Annotated in this window: 23 protein-coding genes; 9 read left to right on the top strand and 14 right to left on the bottom strand. The window is 49.6% G+C overall.

Annotated features, from left to right (window positions below):
- Positions 1-24: 24 nt before the first annotated feature.
- Positions 25-1215: a DNA double-strand break repair nuclease NurA gene (locus IQ256_RS20070; RefSeq protein ID WP_193857336.1), complete on the bottom strand. Its 1191-nt coding sequence runs from the start codon at positions 1213-1215 to the stop codon at positions 25-27.
- Between the two features lie 110 nt (positions 1216-1325).
- On the opposite strand from IQ256_RS20070, the gene IQ256_RS20065 reads away from it, so the two are divergent.
- A complete protein-coding gene (locus IQ256_RS20065; protein WP_193857335.1) occupies positions 1326-1478 on the top strand; it encodes a type II toxin-antitoxin system HicB family antitoxin in 153 nt (50 codons plus the stop codon).
- Between the two features lie 148 nt (positions 1479-1626).
- Positions 1627-2850, top strand: a complete 1224-nt coding sequence (chlP, locus tag IQ256_RS20060; RefSeq protein WP_193857334.1) for a geranylgeranyl reductase — start codon at positions 1627-1629, stop codon at positions 2848-2850.
- Between the two features lie 129 nt (positions 2851-2979).
- On the opposite strand, the gene IQ256_RS20055 is transcribed toward chlP, so the two are convergent.
- On the bottom strand, positions 2980-4272 hold the full coding sequence (locus IQ256_RS20055) for a sensor histidine kinase (RefSeq protein WP_193857333.1): 1293 nt from the start codon (positions 4270-4272) through the stop codon (positions 2980-2982).
- A 317-nt stretch (positions 4273-4589) separates the two neighbouring features.
- Here IQ256_RS20055 and hslO point away from each other — a divergent pair, with 317 nt between their 5' ends.
- Entirely contained in the window at positions 4590-5492 is a 903-nt protein-coding gene (gene hslO / locus IQ256_RS20050; protein ID WP_193857332.1) for an Hsp33 family molecular chaperone HslO, read from the top strand.
- Between the two features lie 613 nt (positions 5493-6105).
- Here the strand turns inward: hslO and IQ256_RS20045 are convergent.
- Positions 6106-6414 (bottom strand): hypothetical protein, encoded by a 309-nt coding sequence (locus IQ256_RS20045; RefSeq protein WP_193857331.1) that lies wholly within the window; start codon positions 6412-6414, stop codon positions 6106-6108.
- Positions 6415-6865: 451 nt separating this feature from the next.
- Here IQ256_RS20045 and IQ256_RS20040 point away from each other — a divergent pair, with 451 nt between their 5' ends.
- The 3 genes from IQ256_RS20040 to IQ256_RS20030 all read left to right on the top strand — a co-directional run bounded on the left by IQ256_RS20040 (position 6866) and on the right by IQ256_RS20030 (position 9182).
- Positions 6866-7267, top strand: coding sequence for a recombinase family protein (locus IQ256_RS20040; RefSeq protein WP_370623498.1), 402 nt, complete (start codon positions 6866-6868; stop codon positions 7265-7267).
- Between the two features lie 222 nt (positions 7268-7489).
- A complete protein-coding gene (locus IQ256_RS20035) occupies positions 7490-8338 on the top strand; it encodes a hypothetical protein (protein ID WP_193857330.1) in 849 nt (282 codons plus the stop codon).
- Positions 8339-8651: 313 nt separating this feature from the next.
- On the top strand, positions 8652-9182 hold the full coding sequence (locus IQ256_RS20030; RefSeq protein ID WP_193857329.1) for a hypothetical protein: 531 nt from the start codon (positions 8652-8654) through the stop codon (positions 9180-9182).
- A 382-nt stretch (positions 9183-9564) separates the two neighbouring features.
- Here IQ256_RS20030 and IQ256_RS20025 read toward each other — a convergent pair whose 3' ends face one another.
- The 4 genes from IQ256_RS20025 to IQ256_RS20010 form a co-directional block, all read right to left on the bottom strand.
- Complete coding sequence (locus IQ256_RS20025; RefSeq protein WP_193857328.1) at positions 9565-10443, bottom strand: hypothetical protein; 879 nt, start codon at positions 10441-10443, stop codon at positions 9565-9567.
- A 6-nt stretch (positions 10444-10449) separates the two neighbouring features.
- Positions 10450-11253, bottom strand: coding sequence for a thioredoxin domain-containing protein (locus IQ256_RS20020; protein ID WP_228025100.1), 804 nt, complete (start codon positions 11251-11253; stop codon positions 10450-10452).
- Positions 11254-11357: 104 nt separating this feature from the next.
- On the bottom strand, positions 11358-12128 hold the full coding sequence (locus IQ256_RS20015) for a hypothetical protein (RefSeq protein ID WP_193857327.1): 771 nt from the start codon (positions 12126-12128) through the stop codon (positions 11358-11360).
- Positions 12125-12763: a ParA family protein gene (locus IQ256_RS20010; RefSeq protein WP_193857326.1), complete on the bottom strand. Its 639-nt coding sequence runs from the start codon at positions 12761-12763 to the stop codon at positions 12125-12127. The genes IQ256_RS20015 and IQ256_RS20010 overlap by 4 nt, the downstream gene beginning before the upstream one ends.
- Before the next feature lie 344 nt (positions 12764-13107).
- Here IQ256_RS20010 and IQ256_RS20005 point away from each other — a divergent pair, with 344 nt between their 5' ends.
- Both IQ256_RS20005 and IQ256_RS20000 read left to right on the top strand, forming a co-directional pair.
- Positions 13108-13650 (top strand): helix-turn-helix domain-containing protein, encoded by a 543-nt coding sequence (locus IQ256_RS20005; RefSeq protein WP_193857325.1) that lies wholly within the window; start codon positions 13108-13110, stop codon positions 13648-13650.
- Positions 13643-14335 (top strand): hypothetical protein, encoded by a 693-nt coding sequence (locus IQ256_RS20000; RefSeq protein ID WP_228025099.1) that lies wholly within the window; start codon positions 13643-13645, stop codon positions 14333-14335. The genes IQ256_RS20005 and IQ256_RS20000 overlap by 8 nt, the downstream gene beginning before the upstream one ends.
- A 239-nt stretch (positions 14336-14574) precedes the next feature.
- Here IQ256_RS20000 and tatA read toward each other — a convergent pair whose 3' ends face one another.
- The 4 genes from tatA to IQ256_RS19980 form a co-directional block, all read right to left on the bottom strand.
- Positions 14575-14751, bottom strand: a complete 177-nt coding sequence (tatA, locus tag IQ256_RS19995; RefSeq protein ID WP_193857323.1) for a twin-arginine translocase TatA/TatE family subunit — start codon at positions 14749-14751, stop codon at positions 14575-14577.
- 64 nt (positions 14752-14815) lie between these two features.
- Entirely contained in the window at positions 14816-15259 is a 444-nt protein-coding gene (locus IQ256_RS19990; RefSeq protein WP_228025098.1) for an aspartyl protease family protein, read from the bottom strand.
- Between the two features lie 55 nt (positions 15260-15314).
- The gene (locus tag IQ256_RS19985) at positions 15315-15611 is read right to left on the bottom strand and encodes a hypothetical protein (RefSeq protein WP_193857322.1); all 297 of its coding nucleotides are present in this window, start codon (positions 15609-15611) and stop codon (positions 15315-15317) included.
- Between the two features lie 279 nt (positions 15612-15890).
- Entirely contained in the window at positions 15891-16541 is a 651-nt protein-coding gene (locus IQ256_RS19980) for a MarR family winged helix-turn-helix transcriptional regulator (protein WP_193857321.1), read from the bottom strand.
- A gap of 206 nt (positions 16542-16747) precedes the next feature.
- Between IQ256_RS19980 and IQ256_RS19975 the strand changes: the two genes are divergently transcribed.
- On the top strand, positions 16748-17476 hold the full coding sequence (locus IQ256_RS19975) for a sulfite exporter TauE/SafE family protein (protein WP_193857320.1): 729 nt from the start codon (positions 16748-16750) through the stop codon (positions 17474-17476).
- 46 nt (positions 17477-17522) lie between these two features.
- On the opposite strand, the gene IQ256_RS19970 is transcribed toward IQ256_RS19975, so the two are convergent.
- From IQ256_RS19970 to IQ256_RS19960, 3 genes are all read right to left on the bottom strand, one after another.
- Positions 17523-18854 (bottom strand): TRAP transporter large permease subunit, encoded by a 1332-nt coding sequence (locus IQ256_RS19970; RefSeq protein WP_193857319.1) that lies wholly within the window; start codon positions 18852-18854, stop codon positions 17523-17525.
- A complete protein-coding gene (locus IQ256_RS19965) occupies positions 18851-19447 on the bottom strand; it encodes a TRAP transporter small permease subunit (RefSeq protein WP_193857318.1) in 597 nt (198 codons plus the stop codon). Before IQ256_RS19965 ends, IQ256_RS19970 begins: the two co-directional genes overlap by 4 nt.
- A 241-nt stretch (positions 19448-19688) precedes the next feature.
- On the bottom strand, positions 19689-19966 hold a 278-nt coding region (locus IQ256_RS19960; RefSeq protein ID WP_228025097.1), incomplete at its 5' end, for a hypothetical protein.

Raw genomic sequence — 19966 nt, 5'->3', positions numbered from 1 at the left:
CAAAGGCTGAAGTTTACAATTGCGCTACCCTCGGCGTCTAGCTTTGCTCATCATTTTCTGCGATAGGCTGAGCTGTAGCTGCTCTTCAGCGGCCCAATCTTGCAAGATGCGATAGAAGATTTGGCGATCGCGGCTCTGTAAAACAGCAGTCTGATCGGCGGTTTCAATCACGTAGGGATAGCCGTTGCCGACGATGACCTCGGCGCGAACCTGATCGATCACCGTATCGGCTAGCCCCGCCGACCAAATCCATCTGGGCAACTCTAACCGGGCGGGGTAGCCAGCGTTGGTTTTGAGATAGGTAAAGGTCAGGCGATCTTGCATCTCTCGATACTCATTCAGGATACCGCCGCGATCGCAGATCATGATCGGAGTGCGATCGCCCCACTGCATCAGCGAATTCAGCAGCTTGGCATCGTGAATGGCGCGAGACTTGTCTAGATCGTGAAAAGTACGTAGCAGCGTGACAATATCGTTTGATTCGGCAGTATCTACATAGCCGACTAGCGGCACCTGATACTTCTCGCTAGCCTGCAACAGCGTCAGCACCTTTTCTATATAAGGAGCACGAATATTATCTTCGAGCATAGCGGCAAAAGAAAGCACCAGCGAACCATCGTAAAAAACCAGACACTTCTCTGGGTCGCGGCCCTGCTCTACGGCTCGATCCTTCGCCTGCTTGATATAGTCAGTCAGCTTTTGCACTTCCATCGAGAACCGCCGCATATTGATCCACCGGTCCATCGGCTGCGACCTATCAGCCACCAGATCTTTCGGCGTCATCACATCGAGCAAAATATCTTTTTCATACGTGCCTGCGGCGCAGTGATGATTTTCAAACCAGCCAATCTGAACCAGTGCGATCGGAATCGAAAAATCTTTTTGAGGAAAGACCTGCGAGCCATCTACTGCAAAGGTGGTGACATCGCTCAGATGCTGGCGCGCCCATTCGAGACTCTGCTCTCTATTCTCCCACTGCAGATAGCTGCGAACGATGCTGTGATTCTTAGAGCTAATTGGCTCTAAAGGCCGCGCCCCGATGTCGCCAGATTGCGCCTGAATCCACCGGTCGCGTTTGGCAGAAGGCAGCTTTATCCATTCATCCCAAGCTGTTCGATACTGAGTTAGATAGCTAGAGGTGCTGGCATTAAAACTAGAAAAGTCGGCCCGTTTGCTGTTGAGTACTGACTGAATTTGAGACGGTTTGATGGCCATACTGATAGCTGCTTGTGGTGATAGTAGCCAACGCTATAGAACGGAAATACTAAAATAACACCAGACACGTTGAATACAATAGCTGTAGACGGCTAATAGGGTCGGTTCTGATGAAGTGGCGCGTAATTTTAGAAGCCGATGTGAACACTGGAGATTGGGCTATTTGGTGCCCGGAGCTACCTGGCTGTGTTTCGGCAGGAGAAACCGAAGAAGCCATGAAGAATACCAAAAAAGCTATCTTGCTCTATCTCGAATTCTCTTGATTATCTTCATAGACTGAAGTGATTACTCTTACCGAATGTAAATCAGTGTTGCAATCTGCTTAACATTGACGGGGTTTCAGTGCTTTCGCATAAGTGACGGTGATACGATTCTTCCCATAGGTTTTTTAATTACGTGGAGCATAAGCCCTTGGCACTTCGGGTTGCGGTTGTAGGCGGTGGTCCAGCGGGCTCTTCCGCTGCGGAAATACTTGTAAAGGCTGGTATCGAGACGTTTTTGTTTGAGCGTAAGCTAGATAATGCTAAGCCATGCGGTGGGGCGATTCCACTGTGTATGGTCGACGAGTTTGATCTGCCCCCAGAGATTATTGACCGTCGGGTTCGCAAGATGAAGATGATCTCGCCGTCGAATGTGGAAGTCAACATCGGTGAGACACTAAACGACGACGAGTACATTGGCATGTGCCGCCGCGAAGTGCTTGATGGTTTCCTCAGAGATCGCGCTGAGAAGCTGGGCACCAAGGTAATCAACGGTACGGTTCATAAGCTAGATATTCCTGGCAACGACAAAGATCCTTATGTGCTTCACTACGCGGATTACTCCAAGGATGGTTTGCAGGGCGAAGCTAAAACGCTCAAAGTAGATATGGTGATTGGCGCGGATGGTGCCAATTCTCGGGTGGCTAGAGCGATCGATGCCGGCGACTATAACTATGCGATCGCCTTTCAAGAGCGCATTCGCCTGCCCGAAGACAAAATGGCCTACTACGAAGAGCTCGCCGAGATGTACGTCGGCGACGATGTCTCTCCTGACTTCTACGCTTGGGTCTTTCCCAAATACGATCACGTCGCGGTGGGCACCGGTACCATGCGGCCCAACCAGGCGCGGATCAAAGCGCTACAGCGGGGCATTCGTCAGCGCGCAGCCAAGCGACTAGAAGGCGGCGAAATCATTAAGGTAGAAGCGCATCCGATTCCTGAACATCCTAGACCTCGCCGGGTAGTTGGCCGGGTTGCTCTTGTCGGTGATGCTGCCGGTACGGTGACCAAGTCTTCGGGTGAAGGTATCTACTTTGCGGCCAAATCAGCTCGGATGTGTGCTGAAACGATTGTGAAGTATTCCGAAAACGGCGCTCGTGCCCTCACCGAAGATGAGCTCAAGCTATACATCAAGCAGTGGGACAAGGAATACGGTTTGACTTACAAGGTGCTCGACATCTTGCAGCGCGTGTTCTATCGCAGCGATGCGTCGCGCGAGGCGTTCGTTGAAATGTGCTCTGACATCGATGTTCAGAAGCTGACTTTTGACAGCTACCTGTACAAAACCGTCGTGCCTGCAAATCCAATCACGCAGATGAAGATTACCGCCAAAACCGTCGGTAGCTTGCTACGTGGCTATGCGCTAGCACCCTAGCTGCTACCGCTTCTATAGAAATTTTTGACTCGCTGCGTTATTCTCTTTGTTCAAAGCGTCCTTTGGTTATCCATCGGGCGCTTTTTTTGGCTATCCAAACTTGAACAGTAATCTAGCCATTCTTTCAAGTCATGTTGATAGCTGTAGTTCAGTGTCAGCGGTTTCCCTCACTTCTTGTTGGACATCTTGAATAACAGGTATTTGAATTGTGAATTCTGTAGTCTCACCAGGAGTAGAACAGCATTCTATCTGACCATTGTGTCTTTCCGTCACGATTTGCTGGCTAATGGATAATCCTAAGCCAGTGCCCTTTCCTACCTCTTTTGAGGTGAAAAAGGGATCGAATATACGGGTGCGGATACTTTCAGGAACGCCCCCTCCATTGTCAGAAATTGCTATGGTTACGCTGTTGGGATTGCGACTTGTCGTCCGAATCTTGATCTGACCGGGTGCGGCCTCCATCTCCTCCCAAGTTCGACCAACACTAGCTGATTCAATGGCATCGATTGCGTTAGCCAACAGGTTTAGAAAAACCTGGTTCATCTGACTGGCGTAGCACTCCACCAACGGTAAGCTTCCATATTCTCGAATGACCTCAATAGCTGGACGCTCTCTATTAGCGTCTAAGCGATGCTGCAAAATGAGTAAGGTGCTATCGATACCTTCGTGGATATCCACAGCTTTGTATTCTGCTTCATCTTTGCGAGAAAAGTTGCGAAGACCTAGCACTATCTTGCGAATGCGTGCGGTTCCCACTTCCATGGAAGACAAAATCCTAGGTAAGTCAGCTTGAATGAAATCAATATCTGTCTCTTCAGAGGCGGCTTTAATTTCTGGTAACGGCTGAGGATATAGGTTTTGATAAAGCTTCATCATAGTCAGCAGCTCAGAGGTATGTACCCCGACGTGCCGTAGATTTCCATGAATAAAGTTGACCGGGTTGTTGATCTCATGAGCGATACCCGCCACCATCTGCCCTAAACTGGTCATCTTTTCTGTTTGAATCAACTGAGATTGAGTCTGCTTTAATTTCAATAGCGTTTCTTGCAACGAAATATTTTCAGACTCTAATTCAACGTTTGCGGCAGCAATTTGACCTATTTTAGCCAGTACGCTAAAGCTTTCGTAATAGGTCACAAACCGGATTGCAACAATAACCGTCATCAGGTCAAACAATGTCTGCGCTCTGGCCCACTGACCAAATCCTAGCATCCCGAAACCATGCATTCCATGTCCTAATGCACAGCTAGAAAAGATCAGAACAATAGTCACGACAACCGGATTAATGCCTGCTTTTCGGTTTTGCCAAATCCCGTAGGTAATACCGCTGGCAATCATGGTGTAGCAGCCAGCAATGATGAAATTCTCGAAGATCATCAAGAACGGAAGATAGGTAGAAAAGGGGCTTGATAGGGCCGGCATAGTTTCGCTGGATATAAGGATGGAGATATTGAGAATCCTTCGTTTCTATAGAAAAGAGTCTCTTTTGGAATGTCTCGCATAGAAGCTCGGGCGAGCTAACTGATGGTCTAAAATTCCCAAAAACCGCGTTCTCCTCGAATTTTTCCAGCGGCAGAGCCTTAGATCAACAAAATTGTGAAGTTGCAAATAAGCTGCATCTGTGGCTCACTCCCTATTTGACCGAGTGCTTTTGGCGGCGCTTGTTTGGCTGTCTTGTTCCAGCATCCCTATGTCATAGCGATACAATATTCTGAGCAGAGTCAAAAGAAGGTAAGCGGATGACGGACCGGTTAATTAAGGCGACGGCAGCAGAGGGAGGTATTCGCGTCGTTGGAGTGACGACGACTGAGTTAGTGCAGGTCGCTCGCGATCGCCACCACCTTTCTTACGTAGCTACAGCGGCTTTGGGCAGAGCAATGACGGCAGGGCTGCTGCTGGTCTCTAGTATGAAACGAGCTGAATCGCGGATAAGCATTCGAATCAAAGGTAGCGGTCCGCTGCAAGGTCTGATGGTAGATGCGGGTCTCAATGGCACTGTTAGAGGCTATGTAGAAAAGCCGCAGGTAGAGATTTTGCCAAGTGCAGATGGCAAGCTGAATGTGGGCGCGGCGGTTGGCCGAGAAGGCTATGTGAATGTGATGCGCGATGTAGGCTATGGTCAGCCTCATGCCAGTACGGTGGAGCTGATCACGGGTGAAATTGGTGATGATCTAACTCACTATCTGGCGACTTCTGAGCAGACGCCATCGGCTTTGGTGCTGGGTGTGTTTGTAGGAGCGGATGGCGTAGAAGCGGCAGGGGGATTGCTCTTACAGGTATTGCCGAAGGCGGCTCGTGACGAGGTGCTGATTGCTCAGCTAGAGTCTCGGCTAACTAGCTTGACCGGATTTACGCCGCTGCTAAAAGCAGGGAAGACGCTGCCGGAGATTTTTGAGGAACTTGTGGGCGATATGGGTCTGGAGATTTTGCCAGGCGCTCAAGATGTGCGGTTTTACTGTCGGTGTAGCCGCGATCGCATGATGGGCGCATTAAAGCTGCTGGGGACAACCGAACTCTCTGACATGATCAAAGTAGATGATGGGGCAGAGGCGACCTGTCAGTTCTGTAATGAGGTCTACCATGCCGATAGCCATCAGCTCCAGAGCTTGATCGAAGAGCTACAGGCAGAAAGAGCGCTGTAGTCTTTAATGCTCTCCAACAGAAGATGTAAATCGGCTAACGATGGTGGCGATTCGAGTATTTCTTGTATAGCTTTCCGCACTTTGCTTACTACACCACGAAAGGCTACAGCCCTTGTCATACAACGCAAAGTGCATAGCAATTGCACGAATGCATCCGCGCATTGCTATATATTACGCCTAAAGCGACCTTCATAGCCGCCTGCCTACAACGCTTACGAGGCATTAGCTACTTGATGTGAAAGTAAATTTGCGATCGCTTTGGATAACCGTATGTCTCATAACCACCGTTTTTGGAACTCTGCGCCAGAAACACAAACAGGCTGCTTTACAGGCCGTATTTGTGTTTCAAAAGCTGTGTCACAATCAAAGTGTCAAAAATAGGGATGCTTTGTGGGTTTTGAACCATTGAAGATAGAGTGGGGGGCGATCACGTTGATAGAGATTCGACGTAATTTGGCTACTGGCTTCTGATGGATTCAGTTGAGCGGCCACGCTAATGTTATTACTAATAGTTTGAACATTCTCTAGCCGAACGTCTGTATCATTGCTTATCTCATTTGCTGATTTTCCAGGTGCTAGCTAATGTTTAGTCGTCTGTTAAGGTGAAGTGTTTTTATCTTAATACGCCTTTTTGTTTCAGTCGCCAGCTGTAAAGGAAAGGCACAAGTCCGACAAGCCACATAAAGACAACGGCTAAAATGCCAGCGGCACCAAGATCAGGAAACCAATCAGCCGTCAGTACTTGGAGGATAACAACGATTGAGAGCCCTACACTAATCGAAAATAGGTAGAAGGCCGCTTTTTTTAGGAGAAAGAGGGTGATTGCAGCGGCTATGGCGATACCGCTACCGATAATCATCAAGAAGTGATCGATCGCTGTAATCTCTATGAAGATGTCAGACTGTCCGGTTGAGATTGGCATAGCGCCTGAGTCGGACAAGTAAAAAGAGAGTAATGACCATACGTTAGCTACAATGATGTAGCTGGAAATAATCCAAACTCCAGCAGGCCTCTTTCTCGTAGCAGTTGGTTCATTCATTGTTTTTTCCTTTTGACTCTTTCCATGTAGCTAGATACACGCGATAAATTTACGCACGCAAGCTCTTGCACAATCACCGATACTTCACAGCATCCTAAATACGAAAGAACCATTCTATTCGGAGCTCTCTCATATCTTCCTCACGTTTTCGACACAGAAATTATGCAGGCTGTAAAGCTCAATCTTTCTTCGATATTTTCTTGTTTAAGTATGACTGAGAGAAATGTACCTCTGCATACAGCAATTCCAAATTGCAACATGCGGACATCACGAAAGATGAGAATCATTAGGGATAATTGCCTCTGAAGACCAGATATAGAGAGGTGACATCCTCGTGATTCGGAAGCTTGATCGTTTAGGGCGATCTCTAAGTCATCTGCTGAGCATCATCGAAGACTTGAAGCAGAAGGGCGTGGACTTCGCCAGCGTTCAGGATGGCTTCGATACTTTTACCGCGTCAGTCAAAATGGTTTTCTCTGTGATCGGCGCGATGGCGGAGTACGAAAGGAATCTGACGCGGGAACGTACGATGGCAGGATTGGCGGCTGCTCGGGCGCGTGGCCGCATGGGTGGTCGTCCGAAAGCACTGGACGAGAGCCAGGTGAAGGTGGCGATCGCGCTGGCTGAGGCAGGCGAGCTGACAATCAACGAGATATGCGAACAAGTGGGCTGCTTCACGGTCTACCTCCGTCAGGTCGTTCCGAATCTAAGCAAAGACCTGGATGCGAAAGCGTAGCTAGATATGTTGTGATAGACACTATCTCTTAAGTGATCGAGATAGATGCTTGTAAGCTGTGGAAAGTAAAAATTGGCAAGGACACAACACTCAATATCAGTTGCGGTTCGTGACCTACTGCAAGCTGCTGACACTAGCCATCAACTAGAACCAGCCTTCTCAGCGTTTGTCCAGACGACTTCGCAGTTGTCGATCTCTCGATTAGAGTACTGGGAGAGAGCCATGCGTAGTGAGATGCGGCGATCACCTCAGCGCTCCAAGAGTGTCATTGCCAACCTTTTGAAGAGTCATCATGATCGGGTACTGATTCCGTGGGTGGATTGTTGCAACGGTAACGGCTATCAACGTGAGCGTGCATTGCGAGCGATGGGAAAAGGGGCACCTAATAGCTTCCTCTTTGCTATTCTTTTGCGCCGCTTGAATGATTGGGTTCCAGAAGTCAGAACTGCTGCGCGTGAATGTATTCCAGCCATTATACGGAAAACTGATTTAGAGTATGTACTTGAAGCACTTTGGGGTGTGTTACCTCATTTGTATAGCTGGGGTCGCCTACAGACAGAAGATAAGCAAGTAATCGTCGATATTCTTGGCTATCAAGACATCCCGGAAGGGTTGAGCGAGAAGATTATCACAGCACCCGCAGGTCCAGCGCCTATGGTTCTCAGTCAGGTCGGGAAACAACCTGCTTTCGATCGCTTTTTACTTGATATCTCAACAAGAGCCGTACAGCCAGCCGTCAGAGCCAAGGCTTACAAGAGTCAACTGGACGAATCTGTGAGCTGGATCGAGGGTTATCAGTGGAAGTGGATAGACAAGCGCTGGTGTAAAGGCAGGTTCATGCCTGTCGTTATAAACAGGGACATCCAGGTAGCGCGCCCATTTATCCAATCATTGGAAGCGGCGGCCACAGATAAGTCGGTTTTAGTGCGGAGGGTTGCTGGGAACGCACTATTTTCTGAGACTGGCAGTCCTAGAGTCGATGTAGCGTCAATTGCAAAGATGCTAGCTAGCGATCCCTATCCTTCAATATCCGAACGTGGGAAGTTTGGCCTGAAGCGGCTGGATGGTTAGTAGTGTCTCGAATTGTCTGAGATTCTGTGGGAACACCTTTCTGAAACATTGAATGAGACACAGGTTTAGTAACGCCCCGAAAGGTCTAAAATTTGAGATTTCTAGCTAGGGTTCGATTTTACAATCAAACTCTTTTGAGAGTGCGTCGAGGATACGCTGCGATACCTACATCCAAATGCACTACTTATATGCTGACAGTGTTGCTTAGATAGCTGAATGGAAAAAATTACGAGATGACGAGAATGACTTACTATAGTGAAGCCTCGTAATTGAGCTTTAACGAGTTATTCATTATAGAGAAAACGATGCGAGTATGAGCAATTCCGGCCTACGTTCTAGTGTCTTCAAATCTATTGCTACTACTCTCACGACTACTTCAGTAATTTTGGTAGCTTGGTCTTACTTCCCCCAGAAAGTGACTGCTAGAGGCACACAAATTGGTGAAGAGACTCAAAATAACATCGAAGAGATAGAAACGTACCAATCTCGATATCGGCGCTGTGAGTATCTAACAAAAATTAAATCTCAACTCTCTAGCGTTACTCACGACTTAGAGATTAATTATGATATTCTAGGCCGACTTAAAGTGTTGTACGAAGCGGGTGCTGTTGCTGAGTTGGCCTATCTCTACCAGCGGCAAGACGTTGCTTTCTTGACTGCTCAACAGAGAAAGCTGAGAACTATAACGCAAAAGACAGAAGCTCAAGTTGATCAGGCCGGATGCCCTTTTATAACGAATATTGGACAATATGAGTTGCGACGTAAACGTCGTCAGTATATGCCAGCAACGAGCGTCTATGTAGTGCCGCTAGTTACCCCGACTCCGCGTAACGATACGAATTGAACTTTGACTGTGAGCAACTGCACTAAAGATCTCAAAAACCTTTGGATACTGTTGTCCAATCCCGCAATAGTGGCTCAAACCCAGTAAATTCATTCTCAACTCCTTGTCTGGACTAACGAATTTGCGTTGTTTAAACGTTTAATATTTGATTGGCCAACAGTATCCCTTGTTTCTGGAACGATCACACGTTCTATGTTGAAGTTCGCTAACAGCATAGAACTCTTTGTAAGAAAAGGAATAACGCAGACAGCAACTAATGAGCTTGTACAGAGTCAAGAAGTGTCACCTTGTCATTTCGTGCTTTTGTGATAAAACCAGTCGAAGAAGGCAAATGCTTGTATAGCAAAGGGCGGAAAGCTATAGTAGCGAATCAATCCGTACGTTATTCCCAGGGCAGTAGCAAACTGGTCATGACGTAGCTAATCAGGGTGCAAATAAGAATAGACGCTGTGCTGAAAAGGCGAGAAAGTCGCTGGCGAAGCTTGGGATTATATTCTAGGGAGTCGCCCACGATTTCTAGGGTAGGTCGGTAGTTTTTGCCGTCGGTAGTTTCGGCGTCAATGCCTAACTGCTGAGTGTGGAGCGCTATGTCTTTGAGGATGTGCCGCAGCCAGAAGGTGAGGCCGATGGTGCCCATCAGCGCCAGCATCGAGATAAGCACGGGGTGGATGATGATGTTGATGATCGCGATCGCCCGTTCGGAAAGCTGATAGCGAACCAGGCGAAGCACGGCCCAGATCAGGCCAGAAATGCCAGTTTTGTATAGCAAGGACAGATAGGCATTGCGATCTTCTTCTAGGAAACGACGGGCGATCGCAGCGTCTACGGTTTCAGGTTCTACTGCTGTCGCCTTTGCCGTTTTGCTTGAGGCTTTGGTCTTACCCTTGCGAGTTTGTTTTGGTTTGGCGGTTTTGCTAGGAGTTTTTGGACTAGACGTTTTAGCACGAGAAGCGCGTGATTTGCGCCTAGACGGACTCGTTGTGGTTGCTGTGTCTGTCTCCGTGCTGCTATTTTCAGGACTGCTATCAGCTCGCCCGATGCCTAACCTGTCAGCGAGCTGTTCAACCGATTGAACGCCTGTAATTGTTGAAATCGACTGCAGCTGATCGGCGGGTTCTGATTTATCTTTTAGATTTTTATCTGAACCTGCTTCAACGGGCGTACTCTCGACGTCCTCATTCGGCGCTTGAGAATCTTCAAGCGAATTCCCAAGCGGATTGCCAAATGGACTTTGGCCGTAGGTTTTAGAGTCGTATGCCATGCTTACTCAAGGTGAGGTCGTAGAGGCTAGCTTAGTAGTCGCTTCTTCAAATACTTCTAAGGGCGTGTTGCCAGGAAATAGGAAGCTTTGGTCTGTATTGGTCACTAAAAAGTTAGGCGTCCCGCGTATATCTAAAGCGTCTGCTAGCTCGATGTCTTGATTGACGGCAGCTTCGGCCTCTGGGCTGTTGCGATCTTGATTAAACTGTTCGACATCTAGCCCAATTTGCTCGGCTAACTCCACGTAATAGTCTTCGCCCAGTCTGTCTTGAAAGGCAAAGAGTCCGTCGTGATATATCCAAAACTGCCCTTGCTGCTCAGCGGCCCAGCTCGCTTTGGCGGCTGGCTTAGCCTCGGGATGAATGCTCACTAGCGGCAGCTGCTTATAAACGTAGAGCACGTCGTCTTCGTGGTCTTCGGTAAAGGTTTTCATATTAGCAGCGGCGATCGCACAGTAAGGGCACTGAAAATCCGAGAATTTCAGTATCATCACTTCCGCGTCGCTTGGGCCTTTGGTGGCGGAGCTACCGATGAGCTGATCGCGAGGGGTGGCGTCTACGACCGCCTGAATTTCTGCCATCCGAGCATCCCATTCCGCTCGCATAGCGGCTACGTCTTCTTCACTGGGGCCTTCGGCAGGCGCTGTTGCATTCGGAACTTCGGCTGGGTCGGCAGGGGGCTGGTCAGCGACCGGATTTCCACAGGCGGCTAGCCCTATTAGGCTCAGTGCAATGGCAAGGCCCGCCCATCGAACCGTTGAACGAGCCTTTGGCAGCTTCAGGTGCCAAAAATCTACCGAAGAATAAGCCATGATAAATTGACGTTTTTAGTTGAAGGGTCTTCACCATCCTAAACAATTGGACATCCACTGACGGTTGCTTTGGTATCAGCAAATGTATCAGCAAACTTGGCGTATTAATCAACCCAGCCAATATCGTCGTCGTTCAGCATGCTGTTGTTTTGCCCGCCAGCAGGTGTGTCTCTTTGAATGGCGTATTCAGGAATGGATTTGTAGCTAGAGTACGGACGTCTAACGCTCAGCCCCTTTCTCTGTTTTTCTGCTTTCTCTTTGGCTGCTCTTTCTTCAGCAGCTTTCTGTTCGGCGGCTTGTTTTTCTGCGGCAGCCTGTTCGGCAGCTTTCTGTTCGGCAGCCTGTTTTTCTGCTTCGGCTATTCGCTTTTGCTCGGCCTCTTTATGCTCACTGATCTTGAGGATAGTTTGCCTAGCTTCTTTAAGCTGTGTGCTTACCTTTTCTAAGTCGGCTGCTTTTGCTGTGTTTTCACTTTCGGACTTTTCTAAGCTATCTTTCAGCTCAAAGATACGATTCTGGTGGGTTTCAACGTCGTCTTGCAGCGCGCTAATCTGAGCTTCTGCCTGGCTCAATGCAGTTTCTAATGTTTCTATTTTCTTGTTTAACTGGGTAATAGTGGCGTCAGCGGCTGTCGATTTGGCCGGGGTTGCTTTTGATGTGGCGGACTTAGTCGTTGCAGTTTTGGTCGCTGAGGGCTTGGTCGCTGCTGGTTTGGTGGTCGCAGTTTTGGCAGGTGTCTTTTTAGCTGATGCTTTGGTGGTGCTTTTGGTTTTAGCTTTGGTTTCAGTGATCGGTTCGTCTACGCTAGTGGCAGCGTCTGAGACTGGCTTTTCGACTTCTTCTTTGAGCAGGTCGGCAATCCGCTTTTTGGTCATGAGTCTTTCCAGTCCCTTTTGATTTCGTTGGCAACTCGGTTGTAGTCGGCTTTGGCTTCGGTAACGTTTTTACCTTTTAGCTGAGTGATAGATACCCCTTCTAGGGCGGCGCGTTCATGGGCTTTGTAGGTTCTAACAAAGGCGTGGCAGGCGGGGATGTCTAGCTCCATTAGCATGGTTTGGGCTTCTAAGGCTTCGCCTAAGGAGCGAGAGTCTACTTTGGTGAGTAAGACTCGGTGGGCAACGCCAGCGGGAACGATGGATTTTTTGACGGTCTGCACTAGGGCGGCGATGTCCATGGGTGCAGGCGGGGTCGGCAGGAGCAGGTAGTCGGCCAGGGGGATGACGGCGGCGAGGACTTCTGAGTTGAGAGCAGGGGGAGTGTCTACGACGATTAGCTCGTAGCTGTCTATCTCTTTTAGTTTACCAAGTAATGCTGGATCGCTTTCTTGACTGACGTCGTATCCTAGGGTGCGATCGCCGCGATCTGCCCACCAGGTTGCCGATCCTTGGGTATCGGCGTCGACTAGCAGGACGGATTGAGTTTGGGCAAAGATGGCGGCTAGGTTGACGGCGGTGGTGGTTTTGCCGACGCCGCCTTTACCGTTGAAGACAACTAGGATTTTGGGGGACATACAAGGGGCTGCTAGTGGATGCTAGCTTGATCAGCCGACGTGTTAAGAATAAGGGCTATTGCCGCTGTCTGCTGATTTTGTATAGTTCCTGTTACGACGGGGTTGGGGATCTGTATTTGTGAGCGCTGGGCGTAATAGGCAAGGCGCAAGGCAATAAGAAACGGGGATTTCCTCCCCGCGCCCCTCCTCTGCTAAGAGTCTTTATATCCTGCTTGGGGGCCGCACGGCCTCCTGTCACGCGACGAGAGGTTGGCCCTGTAAAGAACGACATAAAGTTTGCCCCCTGCCAAAAATCAGTAGTAAAAGGTGAGTGAGTCGTATCTTATTAGCCGGGAGAGAGCATCATGCCATCTGCTATTGCGGTGCCCATCCGCGAAAACATCATTGAACGTCGTGAGCAAGGCGAAACGATCGCGAAAATCGCTGATGCGCTCGGGCTCTCTTATTGGAGTGTGCGGACGTTGGTACGACGGCATCGAGATTATGGAACAGATGGGATAGCCCCTGACTATGCCAATTGTGGCAACAGCAGCATTCATAGCAGTCAAAAGGTGTATCGGAGTGCCTTATGGCTCAAGCGTCATCATCCCAGTTGGGGAGCAGGGCTGATTCTCGTGCTGCTCAAAGAACGCTGGCACACACTCAAGATGCCGAGTGAAAGAACACTGCAGCGTTGGTTCAAACGCGAGGGCATCGCCAACCCGCCGAAGCGTTGTCTACCCACAGCAAAACGAGACCCTGCTCGTTTTGTACATGAAGTCTGGCAGCTCGATGCAACCTCTCATCAACGCCTAGCAGACGGCTCCCCTGCCAGTTGGATAACTTTGGTAGAGGAAGTGAGTGGCGCGCATCTGTTCAGTCAAGCTTTTTCCCCACTACGTGTTTGAAGCAGTGCCGGTCACAGCGGTTCAAAAGGCGTTGAGCTTGGCTTTTAAGCAGTGGGGAAGGCCACATCGCATCAGAGTGGACAACGGCCAGCCCTGGGGTGGCGGTGACCTGCCTAAGCCTTTGGCACTCTGGCTGATAGGACTTGGGATTGAAGTTGTTTGGAATCGACCCTACCGACCCCAAGAGAACGGTATGGTTGAACGTGCTCATGGCACCACAAAGCCGTGGGTAGAGCCTCAGCATTGCGCTGGGCTTAGTGAGCTACAGCACCGGCTCAATAGAGCGCACTACCTACAAAGAGAACGCTATCCCTATCGGGATAAACAGACTCGATTGGCCTACTACCCTAGCCTCAAACACAGTGGCAGAAGCTACTCATCTAGTCCTGAGCAGTGGATGCTTGAGCGGGTAGACCAAGTACTCTCGCAAGGGGTGTGGCTGCGGCGAACCGATAGCGATGGCAAGATTTCCATCTACGGTCGCAACTACAGCGTTGGACGAGCCTATCCGAATCAGGCTGTTTGTTTGCGCTTTGAAGCAACCTCTCGTCACTGGCAAGCCTTTGATGCGAAAGGGCACTGTCTGAGGTCTATGCCGAGTCGAGAGCTCTCCAAAGAAAGGGTGTTTACGTTGAATGTGACTCGCCGAAAGAAGAGGAAGAAGCCAACATTGTCAACGGGTTAAACTTAGTGTCGTACAGTAGGGCATAACCTCTCGTCGCGCGACAGGGAGCTCGGGCCCCCAAGCAGCACATAAAGGCCCGTAGCAAAGGAGGGGTATGGGGAGGAAATCCCCATCTCTTACCGCCTTGTTTCTTACTGATCTACATCCCACCGTTCTAGAATTCATCCAAATTCGACAGCGAGAGCTTGAATCAAAAAATTGAGCTAGGCTCCTATCAACTCTTCTATCAGCTTATCTTTTCACTTCTCTTCATCATCAAAGTATTCATCATCGCCAGGCTTATCCATCTCATCTTTAAACCCACGCAAAGTTTTTCCCAACGCGCCACCTAGTTCAGGAATCCGCTTTGGTCCAAACACCAGCACCGCAACGACTCCGATAATTACCATTTCCGGCAGGCCCAAACCAAAAGGCATGATACTAGCTCCTAAATACGCAGCTTTGCTCTGACCATCATAGCCGTTTGCCGGACTAGAGACTTTAGAGAATAGTCAGATAGGTATTAGAAGACTCGATCGGTAGAATTCTCAGCCTTTGATTTTGCAAGTCAGGCTCCAAGCCAAGCATCTCCAGCGGAATAACACCGATCAAAGGCTCCTGTCCGCCGGGCAACTCCAAGCATTCAAAAGTGCCTTCTCTACCACACAGCAAAATCTTGGCATCTTGAAAAACGCGCGCCTTGCTCACACCGTTTGCCGTAGAGACATCAACCTCTTTCAACAGCTCCAAACCCAACTTTTCAATAGTATCTGCTGGCAAGCACAGCGTAGTTGCCCCGGTATCTACCAAAACGTTCTTCAAAGCGATAGAACGAACCTCACCGGCAGGAATAAACCCTACAGATGACTTGATTTGATCTGCTCGATTGGTAATTGTCAAATTGGCTAAAACCTTACCCATAGTCTGCGTCACATCTCTAGGCATATAGCTGTCTCCGACTTACTATATGCCTATTATGACAAACATCTATGGCATCATCTTATCGATAGTGCCGCTGTTCTAGCCAAACGCGCAATGCTGCTTCAGAGTTATGAGAGACTGTCTGTCCTGTGGTCGGATCATAGGCAAACCAGAGCTTGCCAGAGCGAGTGTTCTTCGTCCAAAGACGCAGTTGCTGTGTATCAGTCAGAAAACTAACGAGACTGTTGCCTACCACTTTTAGCCAGCGAAGGACAGGCAACGTAGATCGCTCGCCTTGCTTAGGACTGTGAGGAGCAGGCGGTACGCGCCATAGCTGCTCTAACTGCTGGCGATCGCGTGCGGTTGAATGAGTCATGGCAAACCTCCAAAATAAGATTGTTCTTTCTGTTTATGTCTTCAAAGAGAGAAAGCCTGAGTCTTATGAGAAAAATCAGAACGAACCTTTAGGCTTTTTCCGCTTCGTGAATACAGCTTAGAAAATCTGTTATGAAGCGGCAAAGCAACGGGTGAATAGGAGCTATGCAAAGAATAGATGTGCCATTTGAGAAGAAGCGGCTGGCTTGCCGGGTGCGTAGGCTAAATCTCTTTTTAAGCAGCAGAAACATAAGCGACGCTTAAGTAGCAAAAGCTGAAGCTATAGATAAAAATCATCTGCTGCTAGAGGGGCTTCGATATCTGGCATCTGCGCCTGCGGTGTCTCGACAGGTTCTGTGTTCAAAGCGAGCATCTGAAGGATATTCTGACCATCATCCGAGCTGAGGACGCTTTGCTGCAGGGTATCCCAAATCGGCGTAACCGAAAGAAGCAGTTGCCGACCTTTTGCAGTCACCCTCAAGAGCTGAGTGCGGCTGTCCTTTCCAGCAGAAACCTGAAGCCAGTTTTTTCTCGCCATGCGATCAATCGTGCGGCTGACAGTGGATTTTTCCATACCAAGGGCCTGACCGAGCTGACCGGGCTGAATCTGTCTTTCGCTGAGAATAACGGCCAAAATATTGAGCTGATTGACAGTCAGGCCATAGGGTCTTAGCGCTTCATCATAGAGCCGAGTAATAGTGCGATTGACCTGCCTGAGCCTTCTGGCAACGCACTCTTGGGACATTTGCCGCGCAATCTCTCTGGCTGTTTCTTTGGCTGTTTCTCTGGCTGTTTCTTTGGCTATTTCTTTGGCTGTTGCTTGAGTCGCTTTGTCTACAGCTTGGCTGGCAATCTCTTCGGTAGCACCATGAGTATCGTTTTTAACCGGGCTAGTAGAAACCTCACTGGCACTTGTGAATGTAGAAACCATCGCAGTTGTAGGCTAAAAGTCAATAGATACATCAATTCGAAAGCTGTGCGGTTGAATATACAGCCTGAAGGCCACTTTGGCCAGGAAAACTCGCTAACGATGGCTAAGCTGACAGCGGGAAATGAATTCTAAGAATTAGCGTTACATAAGTTAATATACGTAGTAGAAACACGATATTGCTGTGAGGCTGGCGCGGGTAGGGCTCTTTGGAAAATATTTTATGGATTAGTGGGGTGATTGGCCTCGCTGCTGCGGTTCAAAGCTTGGCTGGGTTTGGGTTTGCGCTAGTGGCGATCGCGCTGCTGCCCTTCTTTCTAGACCTCCAGCTAGCAGTGCCTTTGGTGCTGGTGATGTGCTTACTCAGCAGCCTGGGGTTGTGGCTTTACTATTGGGATAGTTTTGACTGGCAGGTGATCGCGCCCCTAGTGTTTTCGGCGATGGTGTCTATTCCGATCGGGCTGGCTGGACTGCACTACGTCCCTGAAGAAATGGCGCGTAAGCTGTTAGGTAGCTTTATCGTGCTCTACGTCGCCTATGACATCTTGCGACTAGTACAACCGATGTTTTCACCGCCGCCGCTAGCGTCGCCTTACTGGGCCTATGTATTTGGTGGAATCTCTGGCTTTCTAACGGGCGCTCTGACGACAGGCGGACCGCCGCTGGTGATGTACGCCAATTCTAAAGAGTGGAGCCCAGCAGAGTTCAAGGGTAATTTACCTGGTGTCTATGTGGTGGCACTAGCGTTTGCGCTGACGGGTCACTATTTTGAAGGCCATTTAACCGCCGAGCTGTGGCAGATTGCGCTGTGGAGTACGCCTCTATTTGTAGTGGGCACGGCTGCTGGAATCCTGCTGTCTAAAAAGATTGACGCGGCCAGCTTCAAGCGAATTATTCTCTCTCTTTTAGGCGTAATCGGACTAAAGCTGATTTGGTAGCGGCGTGAATTGCGGCGCTGCTGAATGTAAAACTACTGATGCAAGGCTACTGACTAAGCGAAGGTAGCCAGCTTACGAGCTGTGGAAAGGTGATAATAGCGACCAACACCAGTAGCTGAAGCAAAATAAAAGGCACGACACCGCGATAGAGGTTTCCTGTGGTGATTTCTTTGGGTGCGACGCCGCGCAAGTAAAACAGAGCAAACCCGAAAGGCGGTGTAAGAAAAGAGGTTTGCATGTTCGCACCGATGATGACGCCATACCAAACCAAGTCAATGCCGAGTTGCTGAGCAATCGGCACAAACAGCGGCACCACAATAAAGGCAATTTCAAAGAAGTCAATAAAGAAGCCAAGCAAGAAGATAGTCGCCATACTGACAATCAAAAAGCCGATATCTCCGCCAGGCAGACTAGTAAGCACATCAGCAATAAACCGATCGCCTCGAAGCCCTCTAAACACTAGGCTAAACGCGGTAGAGCCAATCAAGATAAAGATCACCATGCTGGTGGTCCGCAGGGTTTGGTCGCAGACTGCCCTAACGCCGCTAAGCTTGAGCTGACCTTTGAATGCAGCCAAGAGCATTGCGCCCCCACAGCCTAGGGCACCTGCTTCTGTAGGCGTGGCCACCCCGAAGAAAATGCTGCCTAGCACCAGTAGAATCAAAGCGAGCGGCGGCACCATCACTTTGACGATCTTGGTGAAAAGGGCTTGGCCTCTGATGTCGATCAGTTCGGCAGGAAGGGCAGGAGCCAAATCTGGGCGGATGAATGCGATCGCCAGCACATGCACCACAAATGCCCCCGCCATCATCAATCCTGGAATCACCGATCCTAGAAACAAATCTCCAACCGAAATTCCTAGCTGATCGGCCAGCACGACTAGAACGATACTGGGTGGAATAATTTGGCCCAACGTTCCAGAAGCTGCAATTACCCCGCTAGCGAGATCTTTGTTGTATCCATAGCGCAGCATAGTCGGCAAAGAGATCAGGCCCATCGTCACAACAGTGGCGGCGACCACCCCGGTTGTCGCTGCCAGCAATGCACCAACGACAACAACGGCGACGGCTAGCCCTCCACGAATTCGACCGAACAGTGCGCCCATCGTTTCTAGCAGATCTTCTGCAATGCCAGATTTCTCTAACATGCCGCCCATAAAGATAAAATAGGGAATGGCTAGCAGCGTGAAGTTGTTCATGATGCCGAAGATTCTTTGTGGCATCGCCGTCAAAAAAATCGGATCGAACACACCTAACGCAACGCCGATGATGCCAAAGAGAATAGCCACACCCCCCAGTGAGAAAGCAACCGGATAGCCAAGCGAGAGCAGCGCCAATGCACCTGCAAACATGGCAGGGCCCAGCCAGTCAGTAATCATCGATTCTCTCCTTCAGGCGCTTGTTCTTCTACTATTTGCCCGTCTACTATCTGTTCTTCTAGCGTGGGTCGAGCGAGATAGCCTTGAATGACAGCCCAATTTTTAATCGCGTCAGAAATGCCTTGCAATACGAGTAGAACAAAGCAGACAAGAATCATCGTTTTGATCGGGTAGCGGAGCAGACCGCCCGGATCGGGGGAGGTTTCGCGAACGGCCCAAGATTTGGAGACAGCGCCCCAAGAAAAATATAAGACAAGTACGGAAAAGGGAATGAGAAAGAAAATAGTGCCGATCAGATCTGCGATCGCCTTCTGCTTCTGATTAAACCGCGCATAGAATACATCGACCCGCACATGATCGTTATGCTGCAAAGTGTAGGCCGCACCGAGCAGAAAGACCAGATCAAACAAATACCACTGCGTCTCAATCAGGCCGTTAGAGCTGAGGTTTTGGCCGATGGCGTTACCCACGTAGCGCCCCAGCACGTTCCACACACCGACGCCAATCATCACCAGCACTAGCCAGTAGGCGAGTTTGCCAATCGCGTTAGTAAAGCGGTCGATCCTGCGAGCGACCTGAAGAAGAGACTGCACGGCTTTTGTCCTCATCTGGCTTCAGACTGGTTTGTAGACTAGGTAGTATCCAAGACTACAAGCCGTATCTTACCGTGAGCCTGTCAACTGCTCGATCGTCGCAGTAATGACCGCTTTAGCCGAATTGATATAAAGCTACCGTGTACCTGTATTTACAAGACATAAGCTGTCAGCACGATGTCTTTCATTGGCCCTCATCCTGAGTCGCTCCCCGAGAGATGAAGACCCAGAAACTACGTCGTTAGCCGACCTCCACCCGCTTCGTCAAAATCGCCATCACCTCATTCGCCCTGCCGGTGGAGATCGGTCGGCTCCAATCGTTTGGCTCAGCGTAGCCTAGCTGGTGCAATAGCAGGATGTTGCTGTGTACGGCGCTGAGAGTACCGAATAGCAAAAGCCGGACTTGCTCGCGCGAGGGCGGTTCGAGGGGTAGGCGATTGGGGATGGCGGCGGCTGAATCAGAGGGCTCGGCAGCAGCAACCGTGGACGCCACAGCGCCCGGTATAGAAGGGATGAACA

The sequence above is a fragment of the cf. Phormidesmis sp. LEGE 11477 genome, from assembly GCF_015207105.1.
Lineage (GTDB): Bacteria > Cyanobacteriota > Cyanobacteriia > Phormidesmidales > Phormidesmidaceae > Phormidesmis.
This window is presented reverse-complemented; position numbering and strand designations above follow the sequence as displayed.